We start from the raw sequence: 24,211 nt of genomic DNA on the forward strand, positions 1-24,211 counted from the left end.
CGTGTACAAGCTCGCCTTCTTCGTCCCCGTCAGCCATGTCGAAGTGGTCAAGGCCGCTGTGTTCGCTGCTGGCGGCGGGCGCATCGGTGACTATGACCACTGCGCCTGGCAAACCCTTGGCCAGGGCCAGTTCCGCCCGTTGGACGGCAGCCAGCCGTTCCTCGGGCAAACCGGCCAGGTCGAGGTGGTGGAAGAGTGGAAGGTGGAGCTGGTGGTGGCTGACGAGCTGATTGTGCAGGTCGTCGCTGCGCTCAAGCAGAGCCACCCGTACGAGACGCCAGCCTATGAAGTCTGGCGGCTCGCCGAGGTCTAGAACGCATCACGGCTATTCGCGGGCACGCCCGCTCCCACAGGGATATCACAATCTTCAGAACCTGTGATATCCCTGTGGGAGCGGGCGTGCCCGCGAAAGGGCCCTACAATCCAGCCACAATCTCCTTGCCTGGCTCCGGCCGCTTCAACATTCCACAAGCCAGCAACCCCACCTCGAACAGCACCCACATCGGCACTGCCAGCATCGTCTGCGAAAACACATCCGGCGGTGTCAGGATCATCCCCACCACAAAGCAGCCGACGACCACGTAGGGCCTGCTGCGCCGCAATGTGGCCACATCGGCCAACCCCACCCAGACCACGATGAACGTCGCCACCGGGATCTCGAAGGCCAACCCGAACGCCAGGAACAGCGCCAGGATAAAGTCCAGGTACTGGCTGATATCGGTCATCATCGCGACGCCGTCCGGGGTCACGCTGGCAAAGAAACCGAACATCATCGGGAACACGAGGAAGAACGCGAACGCCATGCCGGTATAGAACAGCACGATGCTCGATACCAGCAGCGGCAGGGCAATGCGCCGTTCACGGCGGTACAGCCCCGGCGCCAGAAAGCCCCAGGCCTGATGCAGCAGCAGCGGCATGGCCAGGAACAGGGCGCACATCGCGGTCAGCTTGAACGGTGTCAGAAAGGGCGAGGTGACGCTGGTGGCGATCATGCTCGCGCCTTCCGGCAAGAAGCGCCGTAGCGGCTCGGAGATGAGCGTGTACAGCGTCTGGGCGAAGGGGAACAGGCCGGCGAACACCAAAGCCACCAGCGCCAGGCAACGCACCAGGCGTTTGCGCAGGTCGCGCAGGTGTTCGGTCAGCGGCATGCTCGCGGCAGGGTCCATGGCAATGGTCATGAAGCATTTTCCTTGGGCAGCACGGCCGTGGCCGCATCATTGGCCGGTTCCGCGTTCAGGCTGATGCCCTGGCGGATCTCCTGTTCCAGGCGCTGCAAAGGTGCGTTGTCGAGGTTGGGCATCTCGATTTCGCGCTCCACCTGCGTGCGCAAGGCGTGCATGGCCCGGCGCGCCTGGCCCAGGCCGCGCCCGAGGGTACGGGCTGCCACCGGCAGGCGCTCGGGGCCCAGCACCAACAGCGCGACGACGCCGATCAGCAGCAACTCGCTGAAGCCTACCTCGAACATCAGGCCTGGCGGTCCGCTTGAGATTGCTGAGCAACTTGGCCGTTCAGCGGGCACTGTTGCTGCACGTGCGCCTGGTCAGCGGCGCTGGCGTCATTGTCACCACCCATGGACTTGCGAAAACCCTGGATCGCCTCGCCCACATCGCTACCCAGGCCCTTCAGGCGCTTGGTACCAAACAGCAAGAATACGATCAGCAGTACGATCACCAGTTGCCAGATTCCAATGCCACCCATAGCGACCACTCCTGTAAGGTCATGAAAAGGAAGGGCAATCCTGCCTTGCCCAGATGACGTGCACATGACGAACGGGCATTGCCATCTAGCTGAAACACCCCGCGTGTTGACTGGCGTTTTTATTCTGCGAGCGAGGCACGCACGGATGGGTGGAAGGCAACAGCAGGGTGCGGCCCTGTTGATGGTGATGGTGGTGCTGGCAATGCTGGCGGCGGGCATGGCCTGGCTGGTGGAAGATGGCCGGCGCCAGGTCGACGAAGTGCGCCTGCTGCACCAGCGGGTGCAGGTGCGGGCCATGGAGCAGGCCGGCCTGGCCTACGCCGCGCAGGCCCTGCGTGACCCCGCCTGGCGGCTTAGTCCGCTGTTCTGGCAAGCCTTGCGCGGGCAGCCGCTGAACTACGACTTTGGCGCTGGCCAGGCGCAGTTGTGGGTACGCGACCAGCACACCTGCTTCAACGTCAATGCGTTGCTGGGTGCCGATGGCGAGCGCGCCGAGCGCCAGTTGCGTTACCTGATGGGCGACGACATGGCCGCAGAACGCCTGGTCGACGCCTTGGCTGACTGGCTCGACGCCGACAGCGATGCGCGCCTGCAGGGCGCCGAAAGCGCCCAGTATCTGCGCCAGCAACCACCCCGGCTGGCGGCCAATCAGCCGATGCTCGACACCAGCGAGCTGAACCTGCTGCTGGAGCCGGACGCCAGCCGCCAGGCACGGTACCCGATGCTCTGTGCGTTGCCGCAGACCACCGGCTGGCGGCTGAATGCCAATGCCTTGGGGTTGGAGCATCTGCCGCTGCTGGAAGCGCTGTACGAAGGGCGATATCCACGTTCCTTGCTCAGCCGCATCGTCAGCGGCCGGCCTGCGTCGGGCTATGTGGATGCGACCGCATTGCGCCAGGCGCTGGGGGCGGTGGATGACGAAACGTTCGAACGGTTGAGCGAAGGGCTGCTGCTCAACAGTGGGCATTTTCTGTTGCAGCTGTCGTTCGAGGAAGAGGGGCGGGTGATGCGCAGCGAGTTCCAGGTGGAGGCGCTGGGGGTGGTGCAATGGCATGCCCGGGTGCCCGCGCAGCAAGTGCGGGTGCGTAGCCGGGAGCCAATAGCCTGGTAACGTTCACGGGCAAGCCCGCCCCTACGCCGGTTTTGAAACCCGTGAGATCCCTGTAGGAGCGGGCTTGCCCGCGAAGAGGCCGGTACAGCCAGCAAAAGGCTGGCTGACCGGTACTGGATCAAACGGTGCCGATCTCACCGCCATCGATCCGCTGGATCACCACCGTCGAAGCCCGCGGCCGTACGGTAGCCTCAGCCGGCGTCGCATCGGTCGCCTTGTCGGTATACGGCCAGTTGTCCGGGTGCTGAATGTTGACGAACAGCGTCTTGTTGTCCGGGGTAAAGGTAATACCGGTCACCTCGCAACCATTTGGCCCGACGAAGAAGCGCCGCAGGTCCACCTGGTTCTGTGCGTTCACCGGCACCTGCTTGCCGCTGGCATCCACCAGGTCGGTAGGGATCACCGCCAGCAGCTGGTCGTTGGTGTAGTCGGTCAAGGTGCTTTCGCCGTTATCGGTCTCGAACCACAGCACGCCGCGGCTATCGAAGCTCATGCCGTCGGGGCTGGCGAACTGGTTCAGTTCGGTCAGGCCGGAGCGGTTGATGTCGGCGGTACCGGCAGCGTTGGCGCCGAACACGAAGATGTCCCAGGTAAAGCTCAGCTGGTCGTCGCTTTCGTGCCAGCGAATGATGTGACCATGTCGGTTCGGGCCGCGTGGGTTCGCTGCATCGACCTTTTCCGGGGTACGTGCACTGTTGTTGGTCAGGGTCAGGTACACGTCGCCGTTCAGCGGGTTGACTGTCGTCCATTCCGGACGGTCCATCGGCGTTGCGCCCACGGCATCGCCAGCACCACGGGTGTTGAGGATGATGCCCGGCAGGTCGCCATACAGCGCACCCAGGGTGCTGCCGCCCGTGGTGGCGGTGGCCACGTCCAGCAGCAGCCATACGCCGGTGCCGTCGGCATTGAAGCGGGCTACGTAGAGCTTGCCCTGGTCGAGGTACTTGGCGCCGGTGGCCAGGCGGTCGGCCGGGGTGGCGTCGGCGGGATCCCACACGGCGGTAGACACCCACTTGTACAGGTACTCGTTGTTCGAGTCGTCACCCATGTACCACACCAGCGGCTTGCCGGCGACTGGCAGGCCGGGGGCGCAGCCCTCGTGGCGGAAACGGCCCAGTGCGGTGCGTTTGGTGGCCAGGGTGCTGCTGTTGTACGGGTCGATCTCGACAATGTAGCCGTAGGTGCTGGCTTCGTTGCGGTAGTCGTCGGTGGCGCTGGCGCCTTTGACCGTTACGTCGAAACGGGCGAATTCGTCGTCCACTTCGCTGCTGTCACCGGCAGCGGTTTCCCACTTGTACTGGCCGCTGGAGGTGCCCACGCCAATGCGGCGCTGGTCCTCGGGGCGGGTGCCCTTGTTGACGAAGATGCCCGGCCAGTTCTCTTCGCAGGTCAGGTAGGTGCCCCACGGGGTGTAGCCGTTGCCGCAGTTGTTGTTGGTGCCGCGGCAGTGGGTGCCGGCGGTGGAGTACTTGGTCTTGACGTGGTCGCTGCCACGCAGCGGGCCGGTGATTTCCATGCGCGAAGCGGTAGTGAAACGGCGGTTCAGCGGGTCGTTGTCGACAACCTGCCAGCGGCCGTTGATTTTCTGCAGGCGCACTACGCCAGCGCCATGTGCGTTGATTTCCTTGCGTACTTCTTCGACCGGGCGCTTGCCGTTGACATCGGTGGTCGGGCCGGCCGGGTGCAGGGCGGCGGTGTCGATGTACTCGAAATTGATCGCCAGCAGGCCGTCTTCCGAGCTGCCGTTGATGGGGAAGAAGTGCATGCCGTCGTGGTGCATGCCCATGGCGTTGGCCTGGTCGGTCGAGGTGTTGCTGCCGTCGGACTTCCACGGGTTGCCGTTGCTGTTCAGTGGCGTACCCCAGGGCGCCAGCACGTAGGCGCTATAGCCGGCGGCGACCACACAGGCGTCGGTGCGTGAGCCTGGGATGGACTGGAAGCCCAGTGCCAGTTTGGGCACTTCCGGCTCGGTGACTGGCGGTTCGGTCACCGGGGGCTCGGTGACCGGATCATCGTGATCGGAACCACCACCGTCGAAGCAGCCTGTCAGGCCGGTACCGGCGATCATGGCGATGGCGGCGCCCAGGCTGCCGCGCATCACGCTGCGGCGGCTCAGGTAGGCGTCCATGACGTTGGCCATCGGCAGGTTGCCGCTTTGGTTCCGGTCCAGGTTGTCGCCGGTATCTCGACTCATCAGGGTGTCCTTGTGTTCGCTGAGTTGGAGGAAACCGCGACTTTAAGGCGCAAGTGTGATGATTCCTTGGCAGAAATATTAACGAGCTTTTAAAACTGTCTGTTCTTAGATCGGTGATCTACAGATCAATTTGGAATTTCTGTCGGATTTCTGCCATCAAACTGTAATGCCAACGCCGCAACATCCGGGTCCCTGAATGGACGTGGTTAAGGATGGCGGATGCGATGGCGAGCAGTGTGCACAGGCGCGAAGTGATCGGCTGGATGGGTATCGGTGCCTTGGCACCGCTGCTCGGCGCCTGCACAGCCTTCCCAGAGCAGCAGGGCGGCAACGCCCAGCTCGACTTGCTGTACGTCGCCGATACCCTCGATGCCCGCCAGCCTGGCCAGGCGGTGGTACCGGCTACCCGGTTGGGGCCGGTCAGCCACTTGGGCCGCGCGCCATGGATGACCGGCAGCAGCGCCAGTATCGCCTACCCGCAACTGGCGCCGCTGCTCGATGCCGGCCAGGCAACGACAGCCCAGCTGGGCGGTTATGCGGTGCTCGCGGCGTTGCTGGAACAACTGCGTGGCGAGGCCGGTGGGGGCAACAGCCTGACCCTGGAAAACGGCCAGGGCTGGAATGGCAGTGGCCTGGCCTACCTGACCCAGGGCGAAAGTGGTGTGCAAGGCAGCCAACTGCTGGGCATCGAAGCGCGGGTCAGCAGCGACGAGCGTGTGCTGTGGCCACAACGCAGCACGGGCCTGTATCGCCAGGCCAGCGCCATTACCCTCGGCGCCGGGCTGGCTGACGCGCAACGCCAGGCACTTGGCCTGGAAGCCTTGCATGTTTTTGAGCGCGGCGGTGCCCGTATCGCAGTGGTTGGCGTGACCGACCCCTACGCCCAGGACCAGAAAGCCTCTCTCAAACAGTGGTACCAGTCACTGCAGCCGGTCTTCGAGCAAGCCCGGCGCGAGGCTGACCTGGTGGTGGCCATGGCCGATGCAGGCACGGGCCCCGGCCTGTGGCTGGCTGAACGGGTGCCGCAAGTCGACGTGCTGTTGTGCGCCCGTGGTCAGGACCTGTGGCCCGCGCCGGTCGAGGTCACCCAGGCCAGCGGTCGCCGTGTACCGGTGCTGTTTGCCGGCTGCCGGGGCAGCGGTGCCTTCCGCCTGCGCTGCCAGCGTGTGGCCGGCCAGTGGCAGTTCGACGGGCGTTTTTTCCCGGCCTTTGAACAACAACTGGTGCCTGCTGCGCAGCTGCGTGTCGCGCAACTGCAGGCGCAACTGCGCCAGCAACGTGCCGGCCACGCGGCCTGGCTCGACCAGCCGCTGGCCCGCGCGCCCCAGGCTTTGTGGCGCCGCGATACCCGTGGCGGCAGCTGGGACCGCCTCCTGCATCAAGCCTTGGCCGACGATAGCAGCATGCCCGTGTTGTTGCCGGGCCTGCGTTATGACTACCCGCTGTCAGCGGGGGCGTCTATTACCCGCGAACACCTGATCAGCCTCACCGGTGGCTACCCGGCGCCAGTGGTCGAAGCACCGGCCAGGCAGGTCGAGCAAGTGCTGGAAAACGCCGCTGAGCAATTGTTCGGTGACCCGCTGCTGCTGGACAACAGCCAGGACCTGCCGCGCTGGCAGGGCCAGGCCTGGAGCGTCAGCTACAGCCCGCAAGGTAAGCGCATCACGGGGCTGGAGCCGGTGCAGGGCCTGTGCCGCACCTTTGGCCTGCAATTCGAAAGCCAGGCCGGCGAGCCACTGTGGCAGCGGGTCGAAGCCTGGCTGGCCCGCCAGCCTGACAACTGGCAACTGGCGCCGCTGCAACTGCCCGAAGTGCGTTACGTGCAGGGGCACCCAGGCTGGCACCCACGGCAGTTGGCCTCGTGATGCTCACCTCGCGCCTGCTCACCGGCGCTGGCCTGACCCTGGCCGGCTGGCTGTCTGCGCAGTGTGTGCTGCAGTTGAGCCGGCAGCCACAAACGGCCACGGCGCCTGCGGCGGCCGACAGCCCGCTGCCCGGGCTGATGGTCGGTCACTGGCAAGCGCAGCCCGACGACGGCGCCATCGCCATCACCCGTCTGCCGCTGCAATACCTCGGCGGCCTCAAGGCCCAGCCATTGGCCTCCAGTGTGGTGGTGCTGCGCTACGGCGAGCACGTGCGCACCTTGGCCCGCGGTCAGCGCCTGGCGCCAGGGATCGTGCTGCAGGACATTGACAGCGATGGCCTGATTTTCAACAACCAGGGGCGGCGTGAGCGCCTGCCCTGGCCGCCACGCCCCGCCGTGACCGGCTTCAAGCGGCAAGGATGAACGATGCCTGTTAGATACTGCATGGCGGCTGCGCTGAGCCTGGCCTTGTCCATCGCCTATGCCCAAGAGCCGGTGTTCGATGACAACGGTACGCCGGTGTACGAAGTGAATTTCGTCGATACCGAACTCGGCGAGTTCATCGACAGCGTGTCGCGCATCACCGGCACCACCTTCATCGTCGACCCCCGGGTCAAGGGCAAGGTCACGGTGCGCACCGTGGACCTGCACGACGCCGACGCCATCTACGACATCTTCCTGGCCCAACTGCGCGCCCAGGGCTATGCCACCGTCGACCTGCCCAACGGCAGCGTGAAAATCGTGCCCGACCAGGCCGCGCGCCTGGAGCCGGTGCCAGTGGAGGCGGGCGGGCAGCAGGGCGAGGGCAGCGACAGCGTGGCCACCCGCGTATTCAGCGTGCGCAACGCCGCCAGCGAACAGGTACTGGGCATCCTCAAACCGCTGATCGACCCTCGGGTTGGGGTTATTACACCTTACCCGGCGGCGCACCAGTTGGTGGTGACTGACTGGCGCAGCAACCTCGAACGCATCGCCAGCCTGCTGCGCCAGCTCGACCGCCCTCAAGAGGCACCGGGCAGCGGCAGCACCCAGGTGATCTACCTGCGCCATGCCAATGCCGGTGAAGTGGTCAAGGTGCTGCGAGGGCTCAGCCAGGACGGTGCGGTGCCGGCTGAAGGCTCGGGTGAGGCAGAGGGCAAGGACAGGCCCGTGATGGCAGCCTCCGGTGGCCCGGGCATCCGCCTGGAATACGAAGAAGGCACCAATGCCGTGGTCATGGTCGGCCCCGACAGCGAGCTGGCGGCGTACCGGGCCATTGTCGAGCAACTGGACATTCGCCGTGCCCAGGTGGTGGTCGAAGCGATCATCGCCGAGGTGTCCGACAGCAGCGCCCAGGAGCTGGGCGTGCAGTGGCTGTTCGCCGACGAGAAGTTCGGCGCCGGTATTGTCAACTTCGGCAGTAACGGGGTGAATATCGCCAGCATTGCCGGGGCCGCCGCCAGTGGCGACAACGAGGCCCTGGGCGATCTGTTGTCCACCACCACCGGTGCCACGGCAGGCATCGGCCATTTCGGCGGTGGCTTCAACTTCGCCATGCTGGTCAACGCGCTGAAGGGCAAGAGCGGCTTCAACCTGCTGTCCACGCCCACCTTGCTGACCCTGGACAACGCCGAAGCGTCGATCCTGGTCGGCCAGGAGGTGCCCTTCGTCACCGGCTCCGTGACGCAGAACAACGCCAACCCGTACCAGACCATCGAGCGCAAGGAAGTCGGGGTGAAGCTGCGCATCAAGCCGCAGATCAATGTCGACAACAGCGTGCGCCTGGACATCGTTCAGGAGGTGTCGTCGATTGCCGATACCAGCTCGGCCAGCGACGTGATCACCAACAAGCGCGAGATCAAGACCAAGGTCATGGTCGAGGACAACGGCCTGGTGATACTCGGCGGCCTGATCAGCGACGAGTTGAGTACCAGCAACCAGCGTGTGCCGCTGCTCGGCGACATTCCTTATCTTGGCCGGTTGTTCCGCTCCGATGCCACCAGGAACACCAAGCAGAACCTGATGGTGTTCATCCGCCCCCGCATCCTGCGCGACGGGCCGAGCCTGGCGGGCCTCAGTGAAGACAAGTACCGTACCCTGCAGCAGACCACACCGCTGCAATTGCCGGACCTTGCAGAGGGTACGCCGCTGTTGCAGGTATTCCCCTCCAGCCGCGCACGCCTGGAAGGCGGTGACTGGTGATGCTGCCCTATCGTCAGGCACGGCAGAGCGGAGTGGCCATGGCCCCGGCAGAGCAGGGCTGGCAGCTATGGCTGCGGCCCGACGCCGACAATGCCCAGTTGCAGGAACTGCTGCGTGTGCATGGCCAGCCAAGCCTGCTCGAATACCTGGAGCCTGCGCTGTTCAACGAACGCCTTGGCCAGCTGTATCAGGCCGGCGATGCCGCCACCGAAGCGCTGATCGAAGGTATCGGCGACCAGGTCGACCTGGATAGCCTGATGAGCGAGATGCCGCGCATCGAAGACCTGCTGGAAAGCGACGACGAAGCCCCGGTAATCCGCCTGATCAACGGCCTGTTCGGCCAGGCGCTGCGGCTGCGCGCCTCGGATATCCATATCGAGACCTTCGAGCAGAGCCTGGTGGTGCGCTTGCGGGTCGATGGCCACCTGCGCGAGGTGCTGCGTCCTCCACGTGCGTTGTCGGCCATGCTGGTGTCACGGATCAAGGTCATGGCCCGCCTGGACATCGCTGAAAAGCGTCAGCCCCAGGACGGTCGCATCACCTTGCGTGCGGCGGGGCGCGAAGTGGACGTACGGGTCTCGACCTTGCCCGGCATCCACGGCGAGCGGGTGGTGATGCGCGTGCTCGACAAGCAGGCCAGCCTGCTGGCGCTGGATAACCTGGGCATGCCGGCAGCGGTCTTGCAGGGCCTGCGCAGTTGCCTGGCGCGGCCCAACGGCATCGTGTTGTCCACCGGCCCGACCGGTTCGGGCAAGACCACGACCCTGTACGCCAGCCTGAACAGCCTCAACGATGGCAGCCGCAACATCCTCACCGTCGAGGATCCGGTGGAGTACGCCATCGCCGGCATTGGCCAAACCGCCATCAACCCGCGTGCCGGGCTGACGTTTGCCAGTGGCCTGCGCGCCATCCTGCGTCAGGACCCTGACGTGATCATGCTCGGCGAAATCCGCGATCAGGAGACTGCACAGATCGCCGTGCAGGCCAGCCTCACCGGCCACCTGGTGCTGTCGACCTTGCACACCAACAGCGCGGTAGGCGCAGTGACCCGCCTGCGCGACATGGGCATCGAGCCCTTCCTGATCGCCTCGTGCCTGCGCGGCGTCCTGGCCCAGCGCCTGGTGCGGCGTTTGTGCAACTGTGCCGTGGCGCAACCGCTACAGGCTGCCGAGCGCGAGCTGTGGCCTGAGCTTGCGGCGTTGGGCAGCACTTATCACGCCGTGGGTTGCGAGCAGTGCCAGGGCAGCGGTTATATGGGGCGACTGGGGCTGTACGAATTCATCGAGCTGGACGCTGGGCTCATCGGTCTGTTGTACGACGGCGCCAGTGAGCTGGCCATGCAGGATTACCTGGCTGACCGGCGCCAAAGCCTGGTAGCGATGGCCAGCGATTGCCTGGCCCGCGGTGAGACCAGCCTGGCCGAAGTGCTGCGCGTGGTGCAGGGCTAAGGCATGCCGACCTATCGCTACCAGGCCGTTGACCTCGCCGGCAAATCGCACAAGGCCAGCCTGCAGGCTGACAGTGAACGCCACGCTCGCCAGCTGTTGCGCGAGCAGGGCCTGTTCGCCCGCCAGTTGCAGCGTCATGACGCCGGCAGCCTACAAGCCCGTCGCCAGCGCCTGAGCCGCGCCCAATTGTGTGAGCTGACCCGTCAGCTGGCCACCTTGACCGGGGCCGGCATTCCCTTGGTCGATGCCCTTGCCACCCTTGAACGGCAACTGCGTCAGCCCGCCTTGCACAGTGTGCTGGTGGCCTTGCGCGGCTCGCTGGCCGAAGGCCTGGGCCTGGCCCGCAGCCTGGCCCGGCAGGGTGCACCGTTCACTGGCTTGTACTGCGCTCTGGTCGAGGCCGGCGAACGTTCCGGGCACCTGGCCCAGGTGCTGACCCGCTTGGCCGACCACCTGGAGCAGGTGCAACGCCAGCAACACAAGGCCCGCACAGCGCTGATCTACCCCGCTGTGCTGATGGGTGTATCGCTGGCCGTGGTGATTGGCCTGATGACGTTCGTCGTGCCCAAACTCACCGAGCAATTCGCCCATGCCGGGCAAAGCCTGCCGCTGATCACCTCGTTGCTGATCGGCCTGAGCCAGGGGCTGGTGCACGCCGGGCCCTGGTTGTTAGGGGTGGCGCTGTTGCTCGGGGGGCTGGCTGGCTGGTTGTTGCGCAAACCGCACTGGTGCCTGCGTCGCGACCAGCTGCTGCTGCGCCTGCCGCGTATTGGCAGCCTGCTGCAGGTGCTGGAGAGCGCGCGCCTGGCGCGCAGCCTGGCGATTCTCTGTGGCAGTGGCGTGGCCCTGCTCGAAGCCTTGCAAGTGGCCACCGAAACCATCGGCAACCGGCGTATCCGCCTGGCCATGGAGCAGGTGCGCCAACACGTGCAGGGCGGCACCAGCCTGCACCGTGCGCTGGATGCCAGCCAGCAATTCCCGCCGCTGCTGGTGAACATGGTCGGCAGCGGCGAGGCCAGCGGCACCCTGGCCGACATGCTCGAGCGCGTGGCCGACGACCAGGAGCGCGGCTTTGCCCGCCAGGTCGATACCGCCATGGCGCTGTTCGAACCCCTGATGATCCTGGTGATGGGCGCCGTGGTGCTGTTCATCGTGCTGGCGGTGCTGCTGCCGATCATGCAACTCAACCAGGGCCTGCAATTGTGACGACGAGGAGTATTGCCATGCAGCATCGACGTAACCGCCAACGCGGCTTCACCCTCATGGAAATCATGGTGGTGATCTTCATCATCGGCCTGCTGATTGCCGTGGTAGCGCCCAGCGTGCTGGGCAACCAGGACAAGGCCATGAAGCAGAAGGTGATGGCCGACCTGGCCACCCTGGAGCAGGCGCTGGACATGTATCGCCTGGACAACTTGCGCTTCCCCAGCAACGAACAGGGCCTGGCCGCGCTGGTGAAAAAGCCGGCTCAGGAGCCGCTGCCTCGGGCCTGGCGCAGTGATGGCTATGTGCGTCGACTGCCGGAAGACCCGTGGGGCACCCCGTACCAGTACCGCATGCCCGGGGAACATGGCCGGGTCGATGTGTACTCGCTGGGCGCCGATGGCCTGCCGGGCGGCGAAGGCCAGGATGCCGACCTGGGTAACTGGGCGCTGTAACGGTGCGTCATCAGCGCGGCTTCAGCCTGATCGAACTGTTGGTGGTACTGGCCATTGCCGGGCTGATGACCGGGCTGGCGGTGGCCGGCCTTGGCAACGGCCAGGCCAGTGTCGAGCAGGCCCTGCAACGGCTGGCGGTCGAGGTCCGTGGCCAGGCCGCGCTGGCCCGGCATGCCGGGCAACTGCGCGGGCTGCGCTGGAATGGCCAGCGACCGGAGTTCGTCCGCCGCGAGGGCAATGCCTGGGTGGTCGAAGCGGTCCCGCTCGGCGACTGGCCCAAGGGCCTGCACCCGGACTGGCCGGCCAGCCCGCAACCGCGCGTGCTGTTCACGCCGCATGGCTGGGCGCAGGCGGGTAGCGTGCGCTGGCGCTGGGCCGATGGCAGTCAGCAATGGGCCTGGAGCCGCACCGATGGCATGTGGGTAGTGCCATGAAGCAAGCACAGCGTGGTTTCACTCTGCTGGAGGTGACCGTAGCCCTGGCAATCGCTGCCGTGCTGGCAGTGATCACCAGCCAGGTGCTGCGCCAGCGGCTTGCAGTGCAGGACAACCTGCAACAGCACCGTCTTGGCCTGTTGTGCGCGCGTGAGCTGCAAGCCCGCTTTGCCGTCGAGCAGTACTGGCCTGCCGAAAACCAGGTAGCCGGCGAGCTCGGCCAAGGTGGCCAACTCTGTCACTGGCAATTGCAACTGCGTCGCACCGGCGTGCGAGACCTGCGCCGTGGCGAACTGCAATTGTTCGCCGACCGCGACCAGCGCCTGCCACTGGGCCAGTACACCGTGTTTCTGGAGCGCCCATGAAACACCGCCAGGCAGGTCTGACCCTGATCGAACTGATGGTCGCCCTGGCCCTGACAGCCGTGCTCGGCATCATGCTCGCCGCGCTGGTCAATGGCTGGCTGAAGGTGCGCGAACGCCTGCAGGACACCACTCGGCAAACCTCGGTGCTGGACTTTTGCCTGGCCCTGGAGCGGCGCTTCGACAGCCCGGTGCTGCGCCGTGTCTACGACCAGCGTCTGCCGCTGGCCAGTCGTTGGCTGGACTGGCAGCCCGCCAGCAACCAGTTGCTGTGGGTCGCCAGCACCGGCCTGCCGGCAGCCGAAGGTGGCTCGCGCCTGCAACGCCAGCGCCTGCGGTTCGAGGCGCGTGAGCAACGCCTGCTGCTGGAAAGCTCGGCCGATTTGTACGCCGCCGTCGCCCCGCGCTGGGTACAGCGCGAACGACTCGACCAGGTCAGTGCCATGAACGTTCTGTATTACCAGGGCGGCCGATGGCTGGCCTGGCCTTCTGACCAACCGGTGCACCCAGGCCGTGGTGTGCGTCTGGAACTGCTGCGTGATGGAGCCCCCTATGTCTGCACCTTCGCCCTCCCATGGGGGCGCTCATGAAATTTGAATGGCGGCGGCGTACGCCGACGCAGGTGTGGCTGTTGCTGCGCCCGGGGGCTGTCTGGCACTGGGCGCTGGTTCAGGACGGTATTTTGCAAAGCGAGGGGCAGGGCGAGCCACCGGCCAACCCGCAGGCCCATGTTGCGCTGGTCCTGCCTGCCGAGGCGTGCAGCCATTTTCGCGTGCCGGCCCCGCCCGGGCTCAAGCGCGAAGAGTGGCCTTTGCTGCTTGAGGATCGCTTGCTGCAGGCCCCGCATGAGGTGGCCTGTGCTTGCCTGGCCCGTGAACCCGGGTACCTTCGTCTGTTGGTAGTGGCGCGTCAGCAGCTGGATGACTGGCGTGGCCAATGTGCCGAATGGGGCTTGCAGACGGTACGTTGCTGGGCGGAGCTGCAGCTGCTGCCATCACCCGAGCCAGGATGCGCCTGGCAATGGCAACGCACCCCCGGCATGTCGCTCTACAAAGGCTTGGCCGAAGATGGACAGGAGCACTGGCTGGCGTGGCCTGATGCCTTGGGTGGCGTGCCGCAGCCACCGTGGGCAGGGCTGCACAAAACGTCGCTGAGCGGCAATTGGCCAACCGTATTTGCGCCGCTCGACACAATGCCCGGCCTGTTCGACCGCGCCCGCAAGGTGCGCTCGTTGCCGGCGGCCTCCCGCCAGCAGCAGTGGTTGCTGGCAGCTTGCCTGGTGCTGGCCACCGTTTGGGGTGGCCTGTGGTTGAGCCAGCAATGGCGTCAGGCGCAACTCTGGCGTAGCCAGGTCGTTGCCGTGACCGGCGAGCAGGCCAGCCCTCGGCACGCGGCACAGGCCCTCAAGCGCCTGCGCGAGAGCGTACTGCAGCAGCAACTGCGTACACGTCAGCTAGACGACCTGCAGGCTCGCTTGCAGACCTGGCTGCGTGACAACCCCGGCTTGCGCCTGCGAGCGGTGCGCTTCGATGGCCAGCGTTGGCACCTGCGCCTGGAGGGCGAGGGCGGTGCGCCGCCATGGCGTGATATGGCGGCTGCCGCTGGCGCCACAGTGCAGGTTCAAGATGGCCAAGTGATCTTCGACCTGGGAGCAGCCTCATGAACCGCGACTGGCTACAGCGTCATCGCTTCACGTTCGCCTGGGGGCTGATCGCCCTGCTGCTGGCCTTCCTGGCCCTGCGCGAAGGCATTGCGCAATGGCGCGTGCTTGGCCAGTGGCGTGTGCTGGCCGAACAGGCGGCCAGCTTGCAAGGCGGGCCCGGTTTGAACCTGGAGCGGCTACGTCAGTCGGCCCAGGCCCGTGGGGTTGAACTGATCGAAGTCGATACGCAAGGCAAGACCTGGCAACTGCGTGGGCAGGTGGCCGATGAGCGCATACTGCAAGGCTGGGTGCAGAGTCTGCGTGCAGAAGGTGCATTGCCGTTGCAATGGGGGCTGGAGCAGCAGGGCAAGGCTTTGCGATTCGACCTGGTGGTGCAGCCATGAGCCGCAGTGCAGCAATGGCCTGGGTGCTATTGGTATTCGTGCTCACGCTGTTTATCGAGCTTCCGGCCAATTGGGTGGTGCGTGCGTTCGGCCTGCCGGTACGTGATGTCGGCGGAAGCCTTTGGCAAGGGCAGGCACAACAATGGGGGCCGGTCGGGCCTTTGCGCTGGACGGTGCAGCCCTGGCGCTTGCAGGCGAATGCGCAAGTGGGGTTCCAGGGCCAGGCCTGGCAGTTGCGTGCAGAAGGCTGGCCCTGGCATTGGCGGCTTGAGGCATCAGCCAAGGGGGCTTTGGCGACGGTCTCGACGGATTACCGCCTGGCCGGCCAGTGGCAGGGTGTGTTGAGGATGCAGGGGGCAGGGCGCCAATGCCAGGCCAGTGAAGGCCGCGTGATCGTAACCGACCTAGCCCTCAGCGACCCTTGGTCCCTAGGCCTTGGGCACGGATGGCTGGAAATGGATTGCCGTAGTGGCTGGCACCTGCGCGGGCAGTTGGCGCAGCAAGGGCAACATCAACTGGCCGTGGATGCCGACCTGCCAGGACGCCAGGCGCAGGTGGTGTTCCAGCTGCAGCCTGAAGCGCAGTTGACGCCATTGTTGCGTGGGGCTCAATGGCTCGGGCCGCAGGCCCTGGCGGGGCAGCGAGACCTTCGTTGGTGAGCAACTACGTGGCGCCGCCTCCTGTAGATGCTCTGTGGGCGGTAGAGCTTTTCTGAGGTGCTCGGGGCTGAAGCGCTTGGTCGTATCAATGGTGCATACCCGCGAAGCAGGCGGCGCGTTGCTTGGCACCGGCTGGGCCGGTGTTCGCGGGTGAACCCGCTCCTACAACGGCCTGTGCCCAACAATCGATTTGTGTCCAACCGCCGGTTTGTGCCCAACCACCGATTTGTGTCCAACCGCCGATTTGTGTCCATCCCCGATCAGTGTAGGAGCGGGCTTGCCCGCGAAGACGGCAGATCAGGCAATCACGTTCACTCGTCGTCGGCAGTCCCGTTGGCCCGCCAGTAGGCTGCAGCCTTTAGCGCGTCTTCCTTTACCCCTTTCTCCAGCAACAACGCCTTGGCCTGGCGAGTCAGGGCTTTTTCCAGCGCCACCCAGGCATACAGCCGGCCTTGCGGCAAGCTCAGGTTCCGCACCAGTGCCAACAAGTCTTCCTCTTGGCGACGTACCCAGATCACTTCCACCTGGGCCTTGCTTGGCAGCGGCTGGCGCTCCTGCTCGTCTTCGATCTGGATCACTGCCAGCACCTGGCGGCCCGCCGGCAACTCCTCCAGCCGACGGCCAATCGCCGGGATGGCAGTCTCATCACCGATCAGCAGGTAGTTGTCGAAAATATCCGGCACCACCAGCGAGGCCCGTGGCCCTGCGATGTCCAGGGTTTGCCCGGGCGCGGCTTGCGCGGCCCAGGTAGAGGCAGGGCCGTCGCCGTGCAGCACGAAGTCGATGTCCAGCTCATGTGTCACCAGGTCGATGCGCCGTGGTGTGTACTCGCGCATGGTGGGCCGCGCGCCACCGTCCTTGCCCAGATTACGGGCCTCGATGGCCTGTCGTTGCTCCGGCGTTTCGGCGAACAGCAGCTTGATATGGTCGTCGCTGCCCATGCTGGTAAAGCCTTGCAGCTCGGCACCCCCCAGGGTGATCCGGCGCATGCGCGGGGTCAGCTCGGTGACCCGCAGCACCTGCAGACGGCGCTGGCGGATCTCGTGGTTTACGCGGTGAATGGTGTCACTCATGGGGCGTCTCCCTGAAAGGTTCGGTGGGCCCGGAGGCGATGGCCTTGGCGGTATGGTTGAGCAGGTCACGGACCCGTTCGATTTCTTCCACTGTCCAGCGGCCGCTGTGCATGTGCAGTGCATGGCGCAGGTTGCCGACCGCTTCATGAATCTCTGGTGGGCGGTCGTGGCCGCGCAGGGCGCGTTTGCTGACCTCGATGCGCATGCGCACGCCATCCAGGGCCACTGCCTGATCCGCCAAGGCGCTGCGGCCGGCATCGGTGATGGCATACAAGCGTTTGCTGCCTTGTACCTGGCCGCTGATCAGTTCGGCCTCTTCAAGGAAGTTCAGTGTGGGGTAGATCACCCCTGGGCTTGGGCTGTAGCCGCCGTCGAACAGATTTTCGATCTGGCGGATCAGGTCGTAACCGTGGCCGGGTTGCTCGGCCAGCAAGTCCAGCATCAGCAGCTTGAGGTCACCCGGGGCGAAAACACGCGGGCCGCGCTCGCCACGGGCGGGGCGCCGCTCGAAGGGATCATGAGAGGGATGTTCGCGCATAAGGATAGGGCTCCGTCGTTTGCGATATATCGTAAGATATTACTCAAGATATATCTAAAGACAAGCCCTTCAATGCTGATGATTATCATCTACTGCGTCGATGTGTTCCCTGCCGGTGGCGGTGTGTGCAGGGCAACCTGTGGCGGCTTGCACTCATTCGGATTGCCCGGCTGCAGGTAAGGCATGAGGATCGGTGCCATGCCCTTGAGCACCTGCACCGGCAGCGCCGAGGTAAATTTGAACGCTTCTGCCGTGCGACCCGGCACGAAGGCGGTCAGCGTGCCGAAATGGTTGTCGCCAAGGAAGAACACGAAGGTGGCGGTGCGGTTCAGCGAGCGCGAGCCGATCAGCCGGCCGCCGGCGCCGAAACTCTCGATTCGGTTGTCGCCGGTACCGGTCTTGCCGCCCATCACCAGCGGCGTGCCGTCCTGCAGCTTGAAACTGCCGGAAATACGCCGCGCGGTACCTGCATCGACCACTTGCGACATGGCGCCTTTGAGGGCACGCGCCACTTCGACTGGCAGAATTCGCACGCCCCGGTCAGGGTCTGTGATCAACTTGGTCTCGTAGGGTGTATTGGCTGCAAAGTGCAGGGTGTCGATGCGCAGGGTAGGCAGGCGAACACCGTCGTTCTGGATGATCCCGACCAGTTCGGAGAGGGCAGCGGGGCGGTCGCCGGAGCTGCCGATGGCGGTGGCCAATGAGGGCACCAGGTGGTCGAATGGATAGCCCACGCGTTTCCAGCGTTGGTGGATATCGAGGAAGGCTTCGATTTCGACCATGGTGCGGATGCGGCTGTCACGAGCGCCCTGGTGGCGGCTCTTGAACAGCCAGCCGTATACCTCCTGGCGTTCGAAACGACTGGCGTTGATCATCTCGGTCAGTGTCGAGCTTGGGTTCTTCAGCAGATAGCCAAGCAGCCACAGGTCCAGCGGGTGGACCTTGGCGATGTAACCCTGGTCAGGCAGGTCGTACTTGCCGGGGCCGTAAGCTACGTACATCTCGGACAGACGGCCATCGGTCAGTTTGCCCAGCACGACCTTGTCACCCTTGAGGTGGGCACGCACGAACGCGTTGAAGGTTTCCTGGCTTGCCTCGGGGAACAGGTAGCGGTGTACCGCCGCCAACCGCTGTGGGGTCACGCGCATGCTGTCGAGGAAGGTGTCCAGGCGTTGTTGCGAGGTTTTGCGCTGGTACTTCTTCCAGAAGCGCATCAGGTAGTTGGTGCCTTCCTTGTCGGCAAAGCGCGCAAGGTACTCCTGGCGGCGCGGGTCGGCATCGTCCTTGAGCAGCGGCACGCGATTGTACGGCTGCTGGTAAGTCACGTAGCGCACCAGGTCGCGCATCAGGCGGATGAACGGCAGGTTGATCGACTCGCGCAGTGCATCCTTGAGTGTCGGGTTGCGGTTGTTGTCTTCCTTGCGGAAGTTGTTGAACACATGCATCCCGCCACCGGTGAAAAACGCTTCGCCGGTGTTGGCCGAGTACTTGCGCTCCAGGGCGGCGTCGAGCATGGCGTCCAGGCTCTGGTTCTTGCTGTTCTGCGCCAGCCATTCCAGCGACCATTGCGTGATGCGGTCGAGTTCGGCCACTTCGACCTTCTTCAGCTCGGCGGCAGGTTTGCCAGCGTACTTGTCGTGCAGCTCGGCGATAATTTCCAGGTAGGTGGTCAGTACCCGCAGCTTGGCGGTTGAGCCCAGCTCCAGCTTGCTGCCTTCATTGATGTCGAAGGGCTGGTTGGTGCTGTCGGTCTGCACCCGTACCCGCGAGCCATCGGCGGTGCGCTCGAACAAGGTGAAGCTGTAGTTCACCTGGTCGGTGGTCTTGGCGGTGAGCAGCCGCTCGCCGATCAGGCCGATCTGTGCGGCAAACTCCGGGTCGGCAAGGTTTTTCAGGTACTGGCTGACCTGTAACTGCAGGTCGGCCTGCAAGGTACTGGTGGCTGACACGTCGAGGCGGTCGAGGTCGTACAGCGGGCGGTTGAGCATGGCCGACAGGCGGTTGCGCGCCAGGCTGATGCCCTTGTTGGTGATGATCGGTACGATGGTCGGCTGCGCTACCCAGTCACGGTACACCGCCTTGCTGGCCAGCGCGGCATCGGCCAATGGCTGCTCGATGACCCTGTTGGCGGCAAGCACGCGAATGTGCGAGTCGGTGAGTTCGGCCAGCTCGACCCGGCCCTTGGACAAGTAATGCGAGGGGCGGCGCTGGGCAATCATCAGCGACAGCACCTGGCGCATAGCCAGGCCACGCGCAGCCATGCTCTCGGGGTCGGTGGCGGTGGCGTTCAGGGCCTGGTTGACCTGGTCGAAGTCGGCGCCGTACCACACCCGCAGGCCCTCGGCCATGCCATGTACCTCACCATGCCCAGGCACGGCCGACAGCGGTACGCTGTTGAGGTAGTCGCGCACGATGCGCTGGCGTGCCTCGGTGGTGTCGGGGCCGCCCTGGTAGGCACGCACGCTGGCAGAAATCATCTGCCGGATCTTCTCCGCGCCCGACACCGTCAGGCCGTCGGGTGAGTGGCGATATTTCTCCAGTTGTGTGGCCAGGGTGCTGCCGCCGGCAGACTGGCCGGGCAGGGCCAGGTACTTGGCGACCTGGCTGTAGGCGGCCTTGGCAAAGCGTGGCCAGTCCACTGCCGGGTTGTTACGTGGGTCCTTGGTATCCAGCAGGTCGCGGTTTTCGATGAACAGCAAGCTGTTGACCATCACTGGAGGGATCGCTGCAAAGTCCGGGTACAGGTGCTGGGGGTAGTTGTACTGGTACAGCGTGTCGCCGCGGCAGTCGGTGATCGACAGGCCGGCCTGGATCTTCTCTATATAGGGAGCGAACAGCCCATGTTCGACGTAGTTCATCAATGCGGGTGAGAACTTCACCTGTTCGCTGATGAGGTAGTCGCGCTTGAGCAGGCGTGGCAGGAATTCACCCAGTGCGCTATAGCCCAGGCGTTTGTCGAACGGCCCGTCACCGGGGTAGATGATGGCATCGCTGGGACCGGGTTGCAGCGAATAGGTCAGTGTACTGGCCAGTTTGCTGAACTCGCGCGATTGCAGTTCGGAGGTACGGAATTCGTCATACGCGGCAACACCGATGGCTACCAGTGCCACCAGCAGGATGAGGATGATCAGCCGCCACCATAACCGACGCTGACGGGGGGACTTGGGTTGTGGCGTCTCGGCCGGAGGTATCTCGGGTGCTTCCGTTCTGCTTGGTTCCGATTGCCACAGTGCGCCCATAATCTTCTATCCGGCCAAGTATTTTCGTCTTGCTTGTCTGAAGCTTAGACGTTGAGTGGATAGGGTGAAAAATTTGTAAGAAGAAGGAAAAAGTCATGTGGGGCTATGCGGCTTTGGTGTGGGTTCCTTCAACGGACGATGTTGCTATGGTGCCTTGGCGATTCGTGGGGCACGTTGAGGCCCCAGAGTTCTAGCCAAATTTCAGCACATATACAGTGAAAACACCTACAACGGTCTTCCTATACTGCTCGCCCCCTTCGCCCTGCCGGGCGCTCTAGTCCGGCACATGGGCCGGCCCACAAGGCCAGCCTGGCAAGCCAACGCCACGCCTATCGGCATGGTCGCGGCTGCACGAAGGTCAAATCCAATAACAAAATGAGGTTGTATTGCTATGCCAGTCGGCAACCACTCTGCCCACGGCCAGGCCACTGAAGGCGGCCCGCTCAAGCGTGAACTGGGCGAACGGCACATCCGCCTGATGGCGCTGGGCGCCTGTATCGGTGTCGGTCTTTTCCTCGGTTCGGCCAAGGCGATCGAAATGGCCGGTCCGGCCATCATGTTGTCCTACATCATCGGCGGCCTGGCCATCCTGGTGATCATGCGCGCCCTTGGTGAAATGGCCGTGCACAACCCTGTCGCCGGCTCGTTCAGCCGTTATGCCCAGGATTACCTCGGCCCATTGGCGGGCTTCCTGACCGGCTGGAACTACTGGTTCCTGTGGCTGGTGACCTGTGTTGCCGAAATCACGGCAGTGGCCATCTACATGGGCATCTGGTTCCCCGACGTTCCGCGCTGGATCTGGGCCCTGGCGGCGCTGGGCAGCATGGGCGCGGTCAACCTGGTGGCGGTGAAGGCTTTTGGTGAATTCGAGTTCTGGTTCGCGCTGATCAAGATCGTCACCATCATCGCCATGGTGCTTGGCGGCATCGGCATCATTGCCTTCGGCTTTGGCAATGACGGTGTGGCAGTGGGGATCTCCAACCTGTGGAGCAACGGCGGCTTCATGCCCAATGGTGTGACCGGCGTGCTGATGTCGCTGCAGATGGTGATGTTCGCCTATCTGGGTGTGGAAATGATCGGTCTCACCGCCGGTGAAGCACGCAACCCGCAAAAGACCATTCCCCAGGCCATCGGCTCGGTGTTCTGGCGCATCCTGCTGTTCTACGTCGGCGCGTTGTTCGTGATCCTGTCGATTTACCCGTGGAACGAAATCGGTAGCCAGGGCAGCCCGTTCGTCATGACCTTCGAGCGCCTCGGCATCAAGACCGCCGCCGGCATCATCAACTTCGTGGTCATCACAGCGGCGCTTTCGTCGTGCAACGGCGGCATCTTCAGCACCGGGCGCATGCTCTATAGCCTGGCACAGAACGGCCAGGCCCCGGCGGCCTTCGCCCGCACCTCGAAGAACGGCGTGCCACGCAATGCGCTGCTGCTGTCGATCGGCGCGTTGCTGCTGGGCGTGCTGGCCAACTACCTGGTGCCAGAAAAAGTCTTCGTCTGGGTGACCTCGATCGCCACCTTCGGTGCGATCTGGACCTGGGTGATGATCTTGCTGGCGCAGTTGAAGTTCCGTGCCGGCCTTACCACTGCCGAGCGCAAGGCACTGAAGTACCGCATGTGGCTGTGGCCGCTGAGCTCGTATCTGGCACTGGCCTTCCTGGTGCTGGTGGTGGGGCTGATGGCGTACTTCGAGGATACGCGTGTGGCCCTGTACATCGGCCCGGCGTTCCTGGTGTTGCTGACAGTGCTGTATTACACGTTCCGCCTGGCGCCGAAAGACGCACAAGGTGTGACCAGTACAGCCTCCTGACCTGACGTGGGGCCGCTTTGCGGCCCCAGCGTTCTCTCAGGCCGCCACTTCGCTGTGCGGCTCGAAACTGTCCGCCCGGGCCAGTTGCCACATCCGCGAATAGAACTGCCCGTTCACCTCGCCGGTCAGCAGCTCACCTGGCTTCAAGAACACATGCATCTGCGAGAACAGCTTGATTTCGGTGGCCGAAATGCGCCGCACCAGGTGCTTGGCCTCCAGTTGTGCCGGATGCTCCAGGCCTGCCGCCGCCAGCATTTCTGCCAAGGCACGCAACGTGTTGTGATGGAAGTTCAGCACCCGCTGGGCTTTGTCGGGCACCACCAGCGCGCGCTGGCGCAGCGGATCTTGCGTGGCCACGCCGGTCGGGCACTTGTTGGTGTGGCAGCTTTGCGACTGGATGCAGCCGATGGCGAACATGAAGCCGCGTGCCGAGTTGGCCCAGTCGGCGCCAATGGCCAGCACGCTGGCGATGTCGAAGGCGCTGACAATCTTGCCGCTGGCGCCCAGCTTGATCTTGTCGCGCAGGTTCAAGCCGACCAGGGTGTTGTGCACGAACAGCAGGCCTTCACGCAGTGGCACGCCGATATGGTCGGTGAACTCCACGGGCGCTGCGCCGGTGCCGCCTTCCTTGCCATCGACGACGATGAAGTCGGGCAGGATGCCGGTTTCCAGCATGGCCTTGGCGATGCCCATGAATTCCCACGGGTGGCCCAGGCAGAACTTGAACCCCACTGGCTTGCCACCGGACAGCTCACGCAACTGGGCGATGAACTGCATCATTTCGATCGGTGTCGAGAAGGCGCTGTGGCGCGACGGTGAGATGCAATCCTCGCCCATCAGCACGCCACGGGTTTCGGCAATTTCCTGGGTGACCTTGTGTTTGGGCAATATGCCGCCATGGCCGGGCTTGGCGCCCTGGCTCATCTTGATCTCGATCATGCGCACCTGAGGGCTGCGCGCCTGGGCGGCAAAACGTTCGGGATCGAAGCGCCCATCTGGCGTGCGGCACCCGAAGTAGCCGCTGCCCAGTTCCCACACCAGGTCACCACCGTGCTCGCGATGGTAGGGGCTGATGCTGCCCTCGCCGGTGTCATGGTGGAAATTGCCCAGTTTGGCGCCCTGGTTGAGCGCACGGATGGCATTGGCACTGAGTGAGCCGAAACTCATGGCCGAAATGTTGAAGATCGACGCGGAATACGGCTGGCTGCACTGCGGCCCACCGACGATGACGCGGAAGCTGGCCGGGTCGGCCAGCGGTGCCGGGCGCATGGAGTGGCCGATGAACTCGAAACCGGATTCATATACGTCGATCAGGGTGCCGAAAGGTTTGTCCGAGGCTTCGTTCTTCGCCCGGGCATACACCAGCGAGCGCTGGGCGCGGGAGAAGGGCAGGGCATCGCTGTCGGACTCCAGCAGGTATTGGCGGATTTCCGGGCGAATGGCCTCGACCAGATAGCGGATGTTGCCAAGAACCGGGTAGTTGCGGCGGACGGCGTGGCGCTGCTGCAGCAGGTCGAACAGGCCGATCAGGCTGAGAATGCCTGTGGTCAGGGTGAACGGCCACAACCATTCGTGGTGGCTGAAGGGGAGGCTCGCCAGGGTGAACAGCACACAGGCGGCGAAGAAGGCATAACGACTGAGAAGTGACAGGCTCATACAGGGTCCTTGCGATGGCGCGGTCAGGCTCAGGGCCTGGGGGCAAACCCCGACCATAGCCAAGTTGCCGGGCCCTGCAAAATAAAATCGGGGTAGCGAAAATCATTCTCGACCCGAGCCAAATTGCCTGGTCGCAACGCATACCGCTGTAGGAGCGGGTTTACCCGCGAAAGGGCCGGCCCTGCTGGCCAATTTCACCCGCCGTTCACCGTTGCCGCCGCCACCGTATTCGCGGGTAAA

At 64.4% G+C, this 24,211-nt stretch carries 23 protein-coding genes; 15 read left to right on the top strand and 8 right to left on the bottom strand.

Annotated features, from left to right (window positions below; translation table 11 throughout):
- Position 1: 1 nt before the first annotated feature.
- Positions 2-313: an NGG1p interacting factor NIF3 gene (locus FQ668_RS04760; RefSeq protein WP_070383512.1), complete on the top strand. Its 312-nt coding sequence runs from the start codon at positions 2-4 to the stop codon at positions 311-313.
- Positions 314-416: 103 nt separating this feature from the next.
- On the opposite strand, the gene tatC is transcribed toward FQ668_RS04760, so the two are convergent.
- From tatC to tatA, 3 genes are read right to left on the bottom strand one after another with little or no spacing between them, the layout of a single operon-like run.
- Entirely contained in the window at positions 417-1,178 is a 762-nt protein-coding gene (gene tatC, locus FQ668_RS04765) for a twin-arginine translocase subunit TatC (protein ID WP_076402614.1), read from the bottom strand.
- Positions 1,175-1,465: a Sec-independent protein translocase protein TatB gene (gene tatB / locus FQ668_RS04770; RefSeq protein WP_076402615.1), complete on the bottom strand. Its 291-nt coding sequence runs from the start codon at positions 1,463-1,465 to the stop codon at positions 1,175-1,177. The genes tatC and tatB overlap by 4 nt, the downstream gene beginning before the upstream one ends.
- Positions 1,465-1,698 (bottom strand): twin-arginine translocase TatA/TatE family subunit, encoded by a 234-nt coding sequence (gene tatA / locus FQ668_RS04775; protein ID WP_003255011.1) that lies wholly within the window; start codon positions 1,696-1,698, stop codon positions 1,465-1,467. The genes tatB and tatA overlap by 1 nt, the downstream gene beginning before the upstream one ends.
- 145 nt (positions 1,699-1,843) lie before the next feature.
- On the opposite strand from tatA, the gene gspK reads away from it, so the two are divergent.
- Complete coding sequence (gene gspK / locus FQ668_RS04780; protein WP_119714108.1) at positions 1,844-2,809, top strand: type II secretion system minor pseudopilin GspK; 966 nt, start codon at positions 1,844-1,846, stop codon at positions 2,807-2,809.
- 118 nt (positions 2,810-2,927) lie between these two features.
- On the opposite strand, the gene FQ668_RS04785 is transcribed toward gspK, so the two are convergent.
- Entirely contained in the window at positions 2,928-5,003 is a 2,076-nt protein-coding gene (locus FQ668_RS04785; protein ID WP_144179900.1) for a PhoX family phosphatase, read from the bottom strand.
- Between the two features lie 224 nt (positions 5,004-5,227).
- Here FQ668_RS04785 and FQ668_RS04790 point away from each other — a divergent pair, with 224 nt between their 5' ends.
- The 12 genes from FQ668_RS04790 to FQ668_RS04845 are packed head-to-tail and all read left to right on the top strand — an operon-like array spanning position 5,228 to position 15,655.
- Positions 5,228-6,868, top strand: a complete 1,641-nt coding sequence (locus FQ668_RS04790; RefSeq protein ID WP_119714105.1) for a lipoprotein UxpA — start codon at positions 5,228-5,230, stop codon at positions 6,866-6,868.
- Positions 6,865-7,290 (top strand): pilus assembly protein PilZ, encoded by a 426-nt coding sequence (locus FQ668_RS04795; protein WP_076402619.1) that lies wholly within the window; start codon positions 6,865-6,867, stop codon positions 7,288-7,290. The genes FQ668_RS04790 and FQ668_RS04795 overlap by 4 nt, the downstream gene beginning before the upstream one ends.
- A gap of 21 nt (positions 7,291-7,311) precedes the next feature.
- Positions 7,312-9,048, top strand: a complete 1,737-nt coding sequence (gspD, locus tag FQ668_RS04800; RefSeq protein ID WP_144179922.1) for a type II secretion system secretin GspD — start codon at positions 7,312-7,314, stop codon at positions 9,046-9,048.
- On the top strand, positions 9,048-10,496 hold the full coding sequence (locus FQ668_RS04805; RefSeq protein WP_144179902.1) for a GspE/PulE family protein: 1,449 nt from the start codon (positions 9,048-9,050) through the stop codon (positions 10,494-10,496). Before gspD ends, FQ668_RS04805 begins: the two co-directional genes overlap by 1 nt.
- A 3-nt stretch (positions 10,497-10,499) precedes the next feature.
- Positions 10,500-11,702 carry a type II secretion system inner membrane protein GspF gene (gene gspF, locus FQ668_RS04810; protein WP_076402620.1) on the top strand — a complete coding sequence of 401 codons (1,203 nt, stop codon included), beginning with the start codon at positions 10,500-10,502 and terminating at the stop codon, positions 11,700-11,702.
- A gap of 17 nt (positions 11,703-11,719) precedes the next feature.
- Positions 11,720-12,154, top strand: a complete 435-nt coding sequence (gene gspG / locus FQ668_RS04815) for a type II secretion system major pseudopilin GspG (protein WP_003254997.1) — start codon at positions 11,720-11,722, stop codon at positions 12,152-12,154.
- A gap of 2 nt (positions 12,155-12,156) precedes the next feature.
- Complete coding sequence (gspH, locus tag FQ668_RS04820; RefSeq protein ID WP_003254996.1) at positions 12,157-12,588, top strand: type II secretion system minor pseudopilin GspH; 432 nt, start codon at positions 12,157-12,159, stop codon at positions 12,586-12,588.
- The gene (locus tag FQ668_RS04825; protein ID WP_014589890.1) at positions 12,585-12,953 is read left to right on the top strand and encodes a type II secretion system protein GspI; all 369 of its coding nucleotides are present in this window, start codon (positions 12,585-12,587) and stop codon (positions 12,951-12,953) included. The genes gspH and FQ668_RS04825 overlap by 4 nt, the downstream gene beginning before the upstream one ends.
- Positions 12,950-13,540 carry a type II secretion system protein gene (locus tag FQ668_RS04830; RefSeq protein ID WP_134697469.1) on the top strand — a complete coding sequence of 197 codons (591 nt, stop codon included), beginning with the start codon at positions 12,950-12,952 and terminating at the stop codon, positions 13,538-13,540. The genes FQ668_RS04825 and FQ668_RS04830 overlap by 4 nt, the downstream gene beginning before the upstream one ends.
- Complete coding sequence (locus FQ668_RS04835; RefSeq protein ID WP_223279180.1) at positions 13,537-14,613, top strand: type II secretion system protein GspL; 1,077 nt, start codon at positions 13,537-13,539, stop codon at positions 14,611-14,613. Before FQ668_RS04830 ends, FQ668_RS04835 begins: the two co-directional genes overlap by 4 nt.
- Positions 14,610-14,996, top strand: coding sequence for a type II secretion system protein GspM (gene gspM / locus FQ668_RS04840; RefSeq protein WP_076402623.1), 387 nt, complete (start codon positions 14,610-14,612; stop codon positions 14,994-14,996). Before FQ668_RS04835 ends, gspM begins: the two co-directional genes overlap by 4 nt.
- On the top strand, positions 14,993-15,655 hold the full coding sequence (locus FQ668_RS04845) for a hypothetical protein (RefSeq protein WP_014589894.1): 663 nt from the start codon (positions 14,993-14,995) through the stop codon (positions 15,653-15,655). The genes gspM and FQ668_RS04845 overlap by 4 nt, the downstream gene beginning before the upstream one ends.
- 311 nt (positions 15,656-15,966) lie before the next feature.
- On the opposite strand, the gene FQ668_RS04850 is transcribed toward FQ668_RS04845, so the two are convergent.
- The 3 genes from FQ668_RS04850 to FQ668_RS04860 form a co-directional block, all read right to left on the bottom strand.
- A complete protein-coding gene (locus tag FQ668_RS04850; RefSeq protein WP_144179904.1) occupies positions 15,967-16,728 on the bottom strand; it encodes a siderophore-interacting protein in 762 nt (253 codons plus the stop codon).
- On the bottom strand, positions 16,721-17,266 hold the full coding sequence (locus FQ668_RS04855; protein ID WP_144179906.1) for a PadR family transcriptional regulator: 546 nt from the start codon (positions 17,264-17,266) through the stop codon (positions 16,721-16,723). Before FQ668_RS04855 ends, FQ668_RS04850 begins: the two co-directional genes overlap by 8 nt.
- 89 nt (positions 17,267-17,355) lie before the next feature.
- Positions 17,356-20,505 carry a biosynthetic peptidoglycan transglycosylase gene (locus tag FQ668_RS04860; protein WP_014589897.1) on the bottom strand — a complete coding sequence of 1,050 codons (3,150 nt, stop codon included), beginning with the start codon at positions 20,503-20,505 and terminating at the stop codon, positions 17,356-17,358.
- A 391-nt stretch (positions 20,506-20,896) separates the two neighbouring features.
- Between FQ668_RS04860 and FQ668_RS04865 the strand changes: the two genes are divergently transcribed.
- Positions 20,897-22,315 carry an amino acid permease gene (locus FQ668_RS04865; RefSeq protein WP_003254987.1) on the top strand — a complete coding sequence of 473 codons (1,419 nt, stop codon included), beginning with the start codon at positions 20,897-20,899 and terminating at the stop codon, positions 22,313-22,315.
- Positions 22,316-22,351: 36 nt separating this feature from the next.
- Here FQ668_RS04865 and FQ668_RS04870 read toward each other — a convergent pair whose 3' ends face one another.
- On the bottom strand, positions 22,352-23,971 hold the full coding sequence (locus FQ668_RS04870; RefSeq protein ID WP_004575669.1) for an FMN-binding glutamate synthase family protein: 1,620 nt from the start codon (positions 23,969-23,971) through the stop codon (positions 22,352-22,354).
- Positions 23,972-24,211: the final 240 nt, after the last annotated feature.

Origin of the sequence: Pseudomonas sp. Kh14 (assembly GCF_900291005.1) — a bacterium.
GTDB classification, from domain to species: domain Bacteria; phylum Pseudomonadota; class Gammaproteobacteria; order Pseudomonadales; family Pseudomonadaceae; genus Aquipseudomonas; species Aquipseudomonas alloputida.

Coding starts and splice junctions, on each gene's coding strand:
- tatC (WP_076402614.1), bottom strand. CDS start 1,178: ATGACCATTGCCATGGACCCTGCCGCGAGCATGCCGCTGACCGAACAC.
- tatB (WP_076402615.1), bottom strand. CDS start 1,465: ATGTTCGAGGTAGGCTTCAGCGAGTTGCTGCTGATCGGCGTCGTCGCG.
- tatA (WP_003255011.1), bottom strand. CDS start 1,698: ATGGGTGGCATTGGAATCTGGCAACTGGTGATCGTACTGCTGATCGTA.
- gspK (WP_119714108.1), top strand. CDS start 1,844: ATGGGTGGAAGGCAACAGCAGGGTGCGGCCCTGTTGATGGTGATGGTG.
- FQ668_RS04785 (WP_144179900.1), bottom strand. CDS start 5,003: ATGAGTCGAGATACCGGCGACAACCTGGACCGGAACCAAAGCGGCAAC.
- FQ668_RS04790 (WP_119714105.1), top strand. CDS start 5,228: ATGGCGAGCAGTGTGCACAGGCGCGAAGTGATCGGCTGGATGGGTATC.
- gspD (WP_144179922.1), top strand. CDS start 7,312: ATGGCGGCTGCGCTGAGCCTGGCCTTGTCCATCGCCTATGCCCAAGAG.
- FQ668_RS04805 (WP_144179902.1), top strand. CDS start 9,048: ATGCTGCCCTATCGTCAGGCACGGCAGAGCGGAGTGGCCATGGCCCCG.
- gspF (WP_076402620.1), top strand. CDS start 10,500: ATGCCGACCTATCGCTACCAGGCCGTTGACCTCGCCGGCAAATCGCAC.
- gspG (WP_003254997.1), top strand. CDS start 11,720: ATGCAGCATCGACGTAACCGCCAACGCGGCTTCACCCTCATGGAAATC.
- FQ668_RS04825 (WP_014589890.1), top strand. CDS start 12,585: ATGAAGCAAGCACAGCGTGGTTTCACTCTGCTGGAGGTGACCGTAGCC.
- FQ668_RS04830 (WP_134697469.1), top strand. CDS start 12,950: ATGAAACACCGCCAGGCAGGTCTGACCCTGATCGAACTGATGGTCGCC.
- FQ668_RS04835 (WP_223279180.1), top strand. CDS start 13,537: ATGAAATTTGAATGGCGGCGGCGTACGCCGACGCAGGTGTGGCTGTTG.
- gspM (WP_076402623.1), top strand. CDS start 14,610: ATGAACCGCGACTGGCTACAGCGTCATCGCTTCACGTTCGCCTGGGGG.
- FQ668_RS04845 (WP_014589894.1), top strand. CDS start 14,993: ATGAGCCGCAGTGCAGCAATGGCCTGGGTGCTATTGGTATTCGTGCTC.
- FQ668_RS04850 (WP_144179904.1), bottom strand. CDS start 16,728: ATGAGTGACACCATTCACCGCGTAAACCACGAGATCCGCCAGCGCCGT.
- FQ668_RS04855 (WP_144179906.1), bottom strand. CDS start 17,266: ATGCGCGAACATCCCTCTCATGATCCCTTCGAGCGGCGCCCCGCCCGT.
- FQ668_RS04860 (WP_014589897.1), bottom strand. CDS start 20,505: ATGGGCGCACTGTGGCAATCGGAACCAAGCAGAACGGAAGCACCCGAG.
- FQ668_RS04865 (WP_003254987.1), top strand. CDS start 20,897: ATGCCAGTCGGCAACCACTCTGCCCACGGCCAGGCCACTGAAGGCGGC.
- FQ668_RS04870 (WP_004575669.1), bottom strand. CDS start 23,971: ATGAGCCTGTCACTTCTCAGTCGTTATGCCTTCTTCGCCGCCTGTGTG.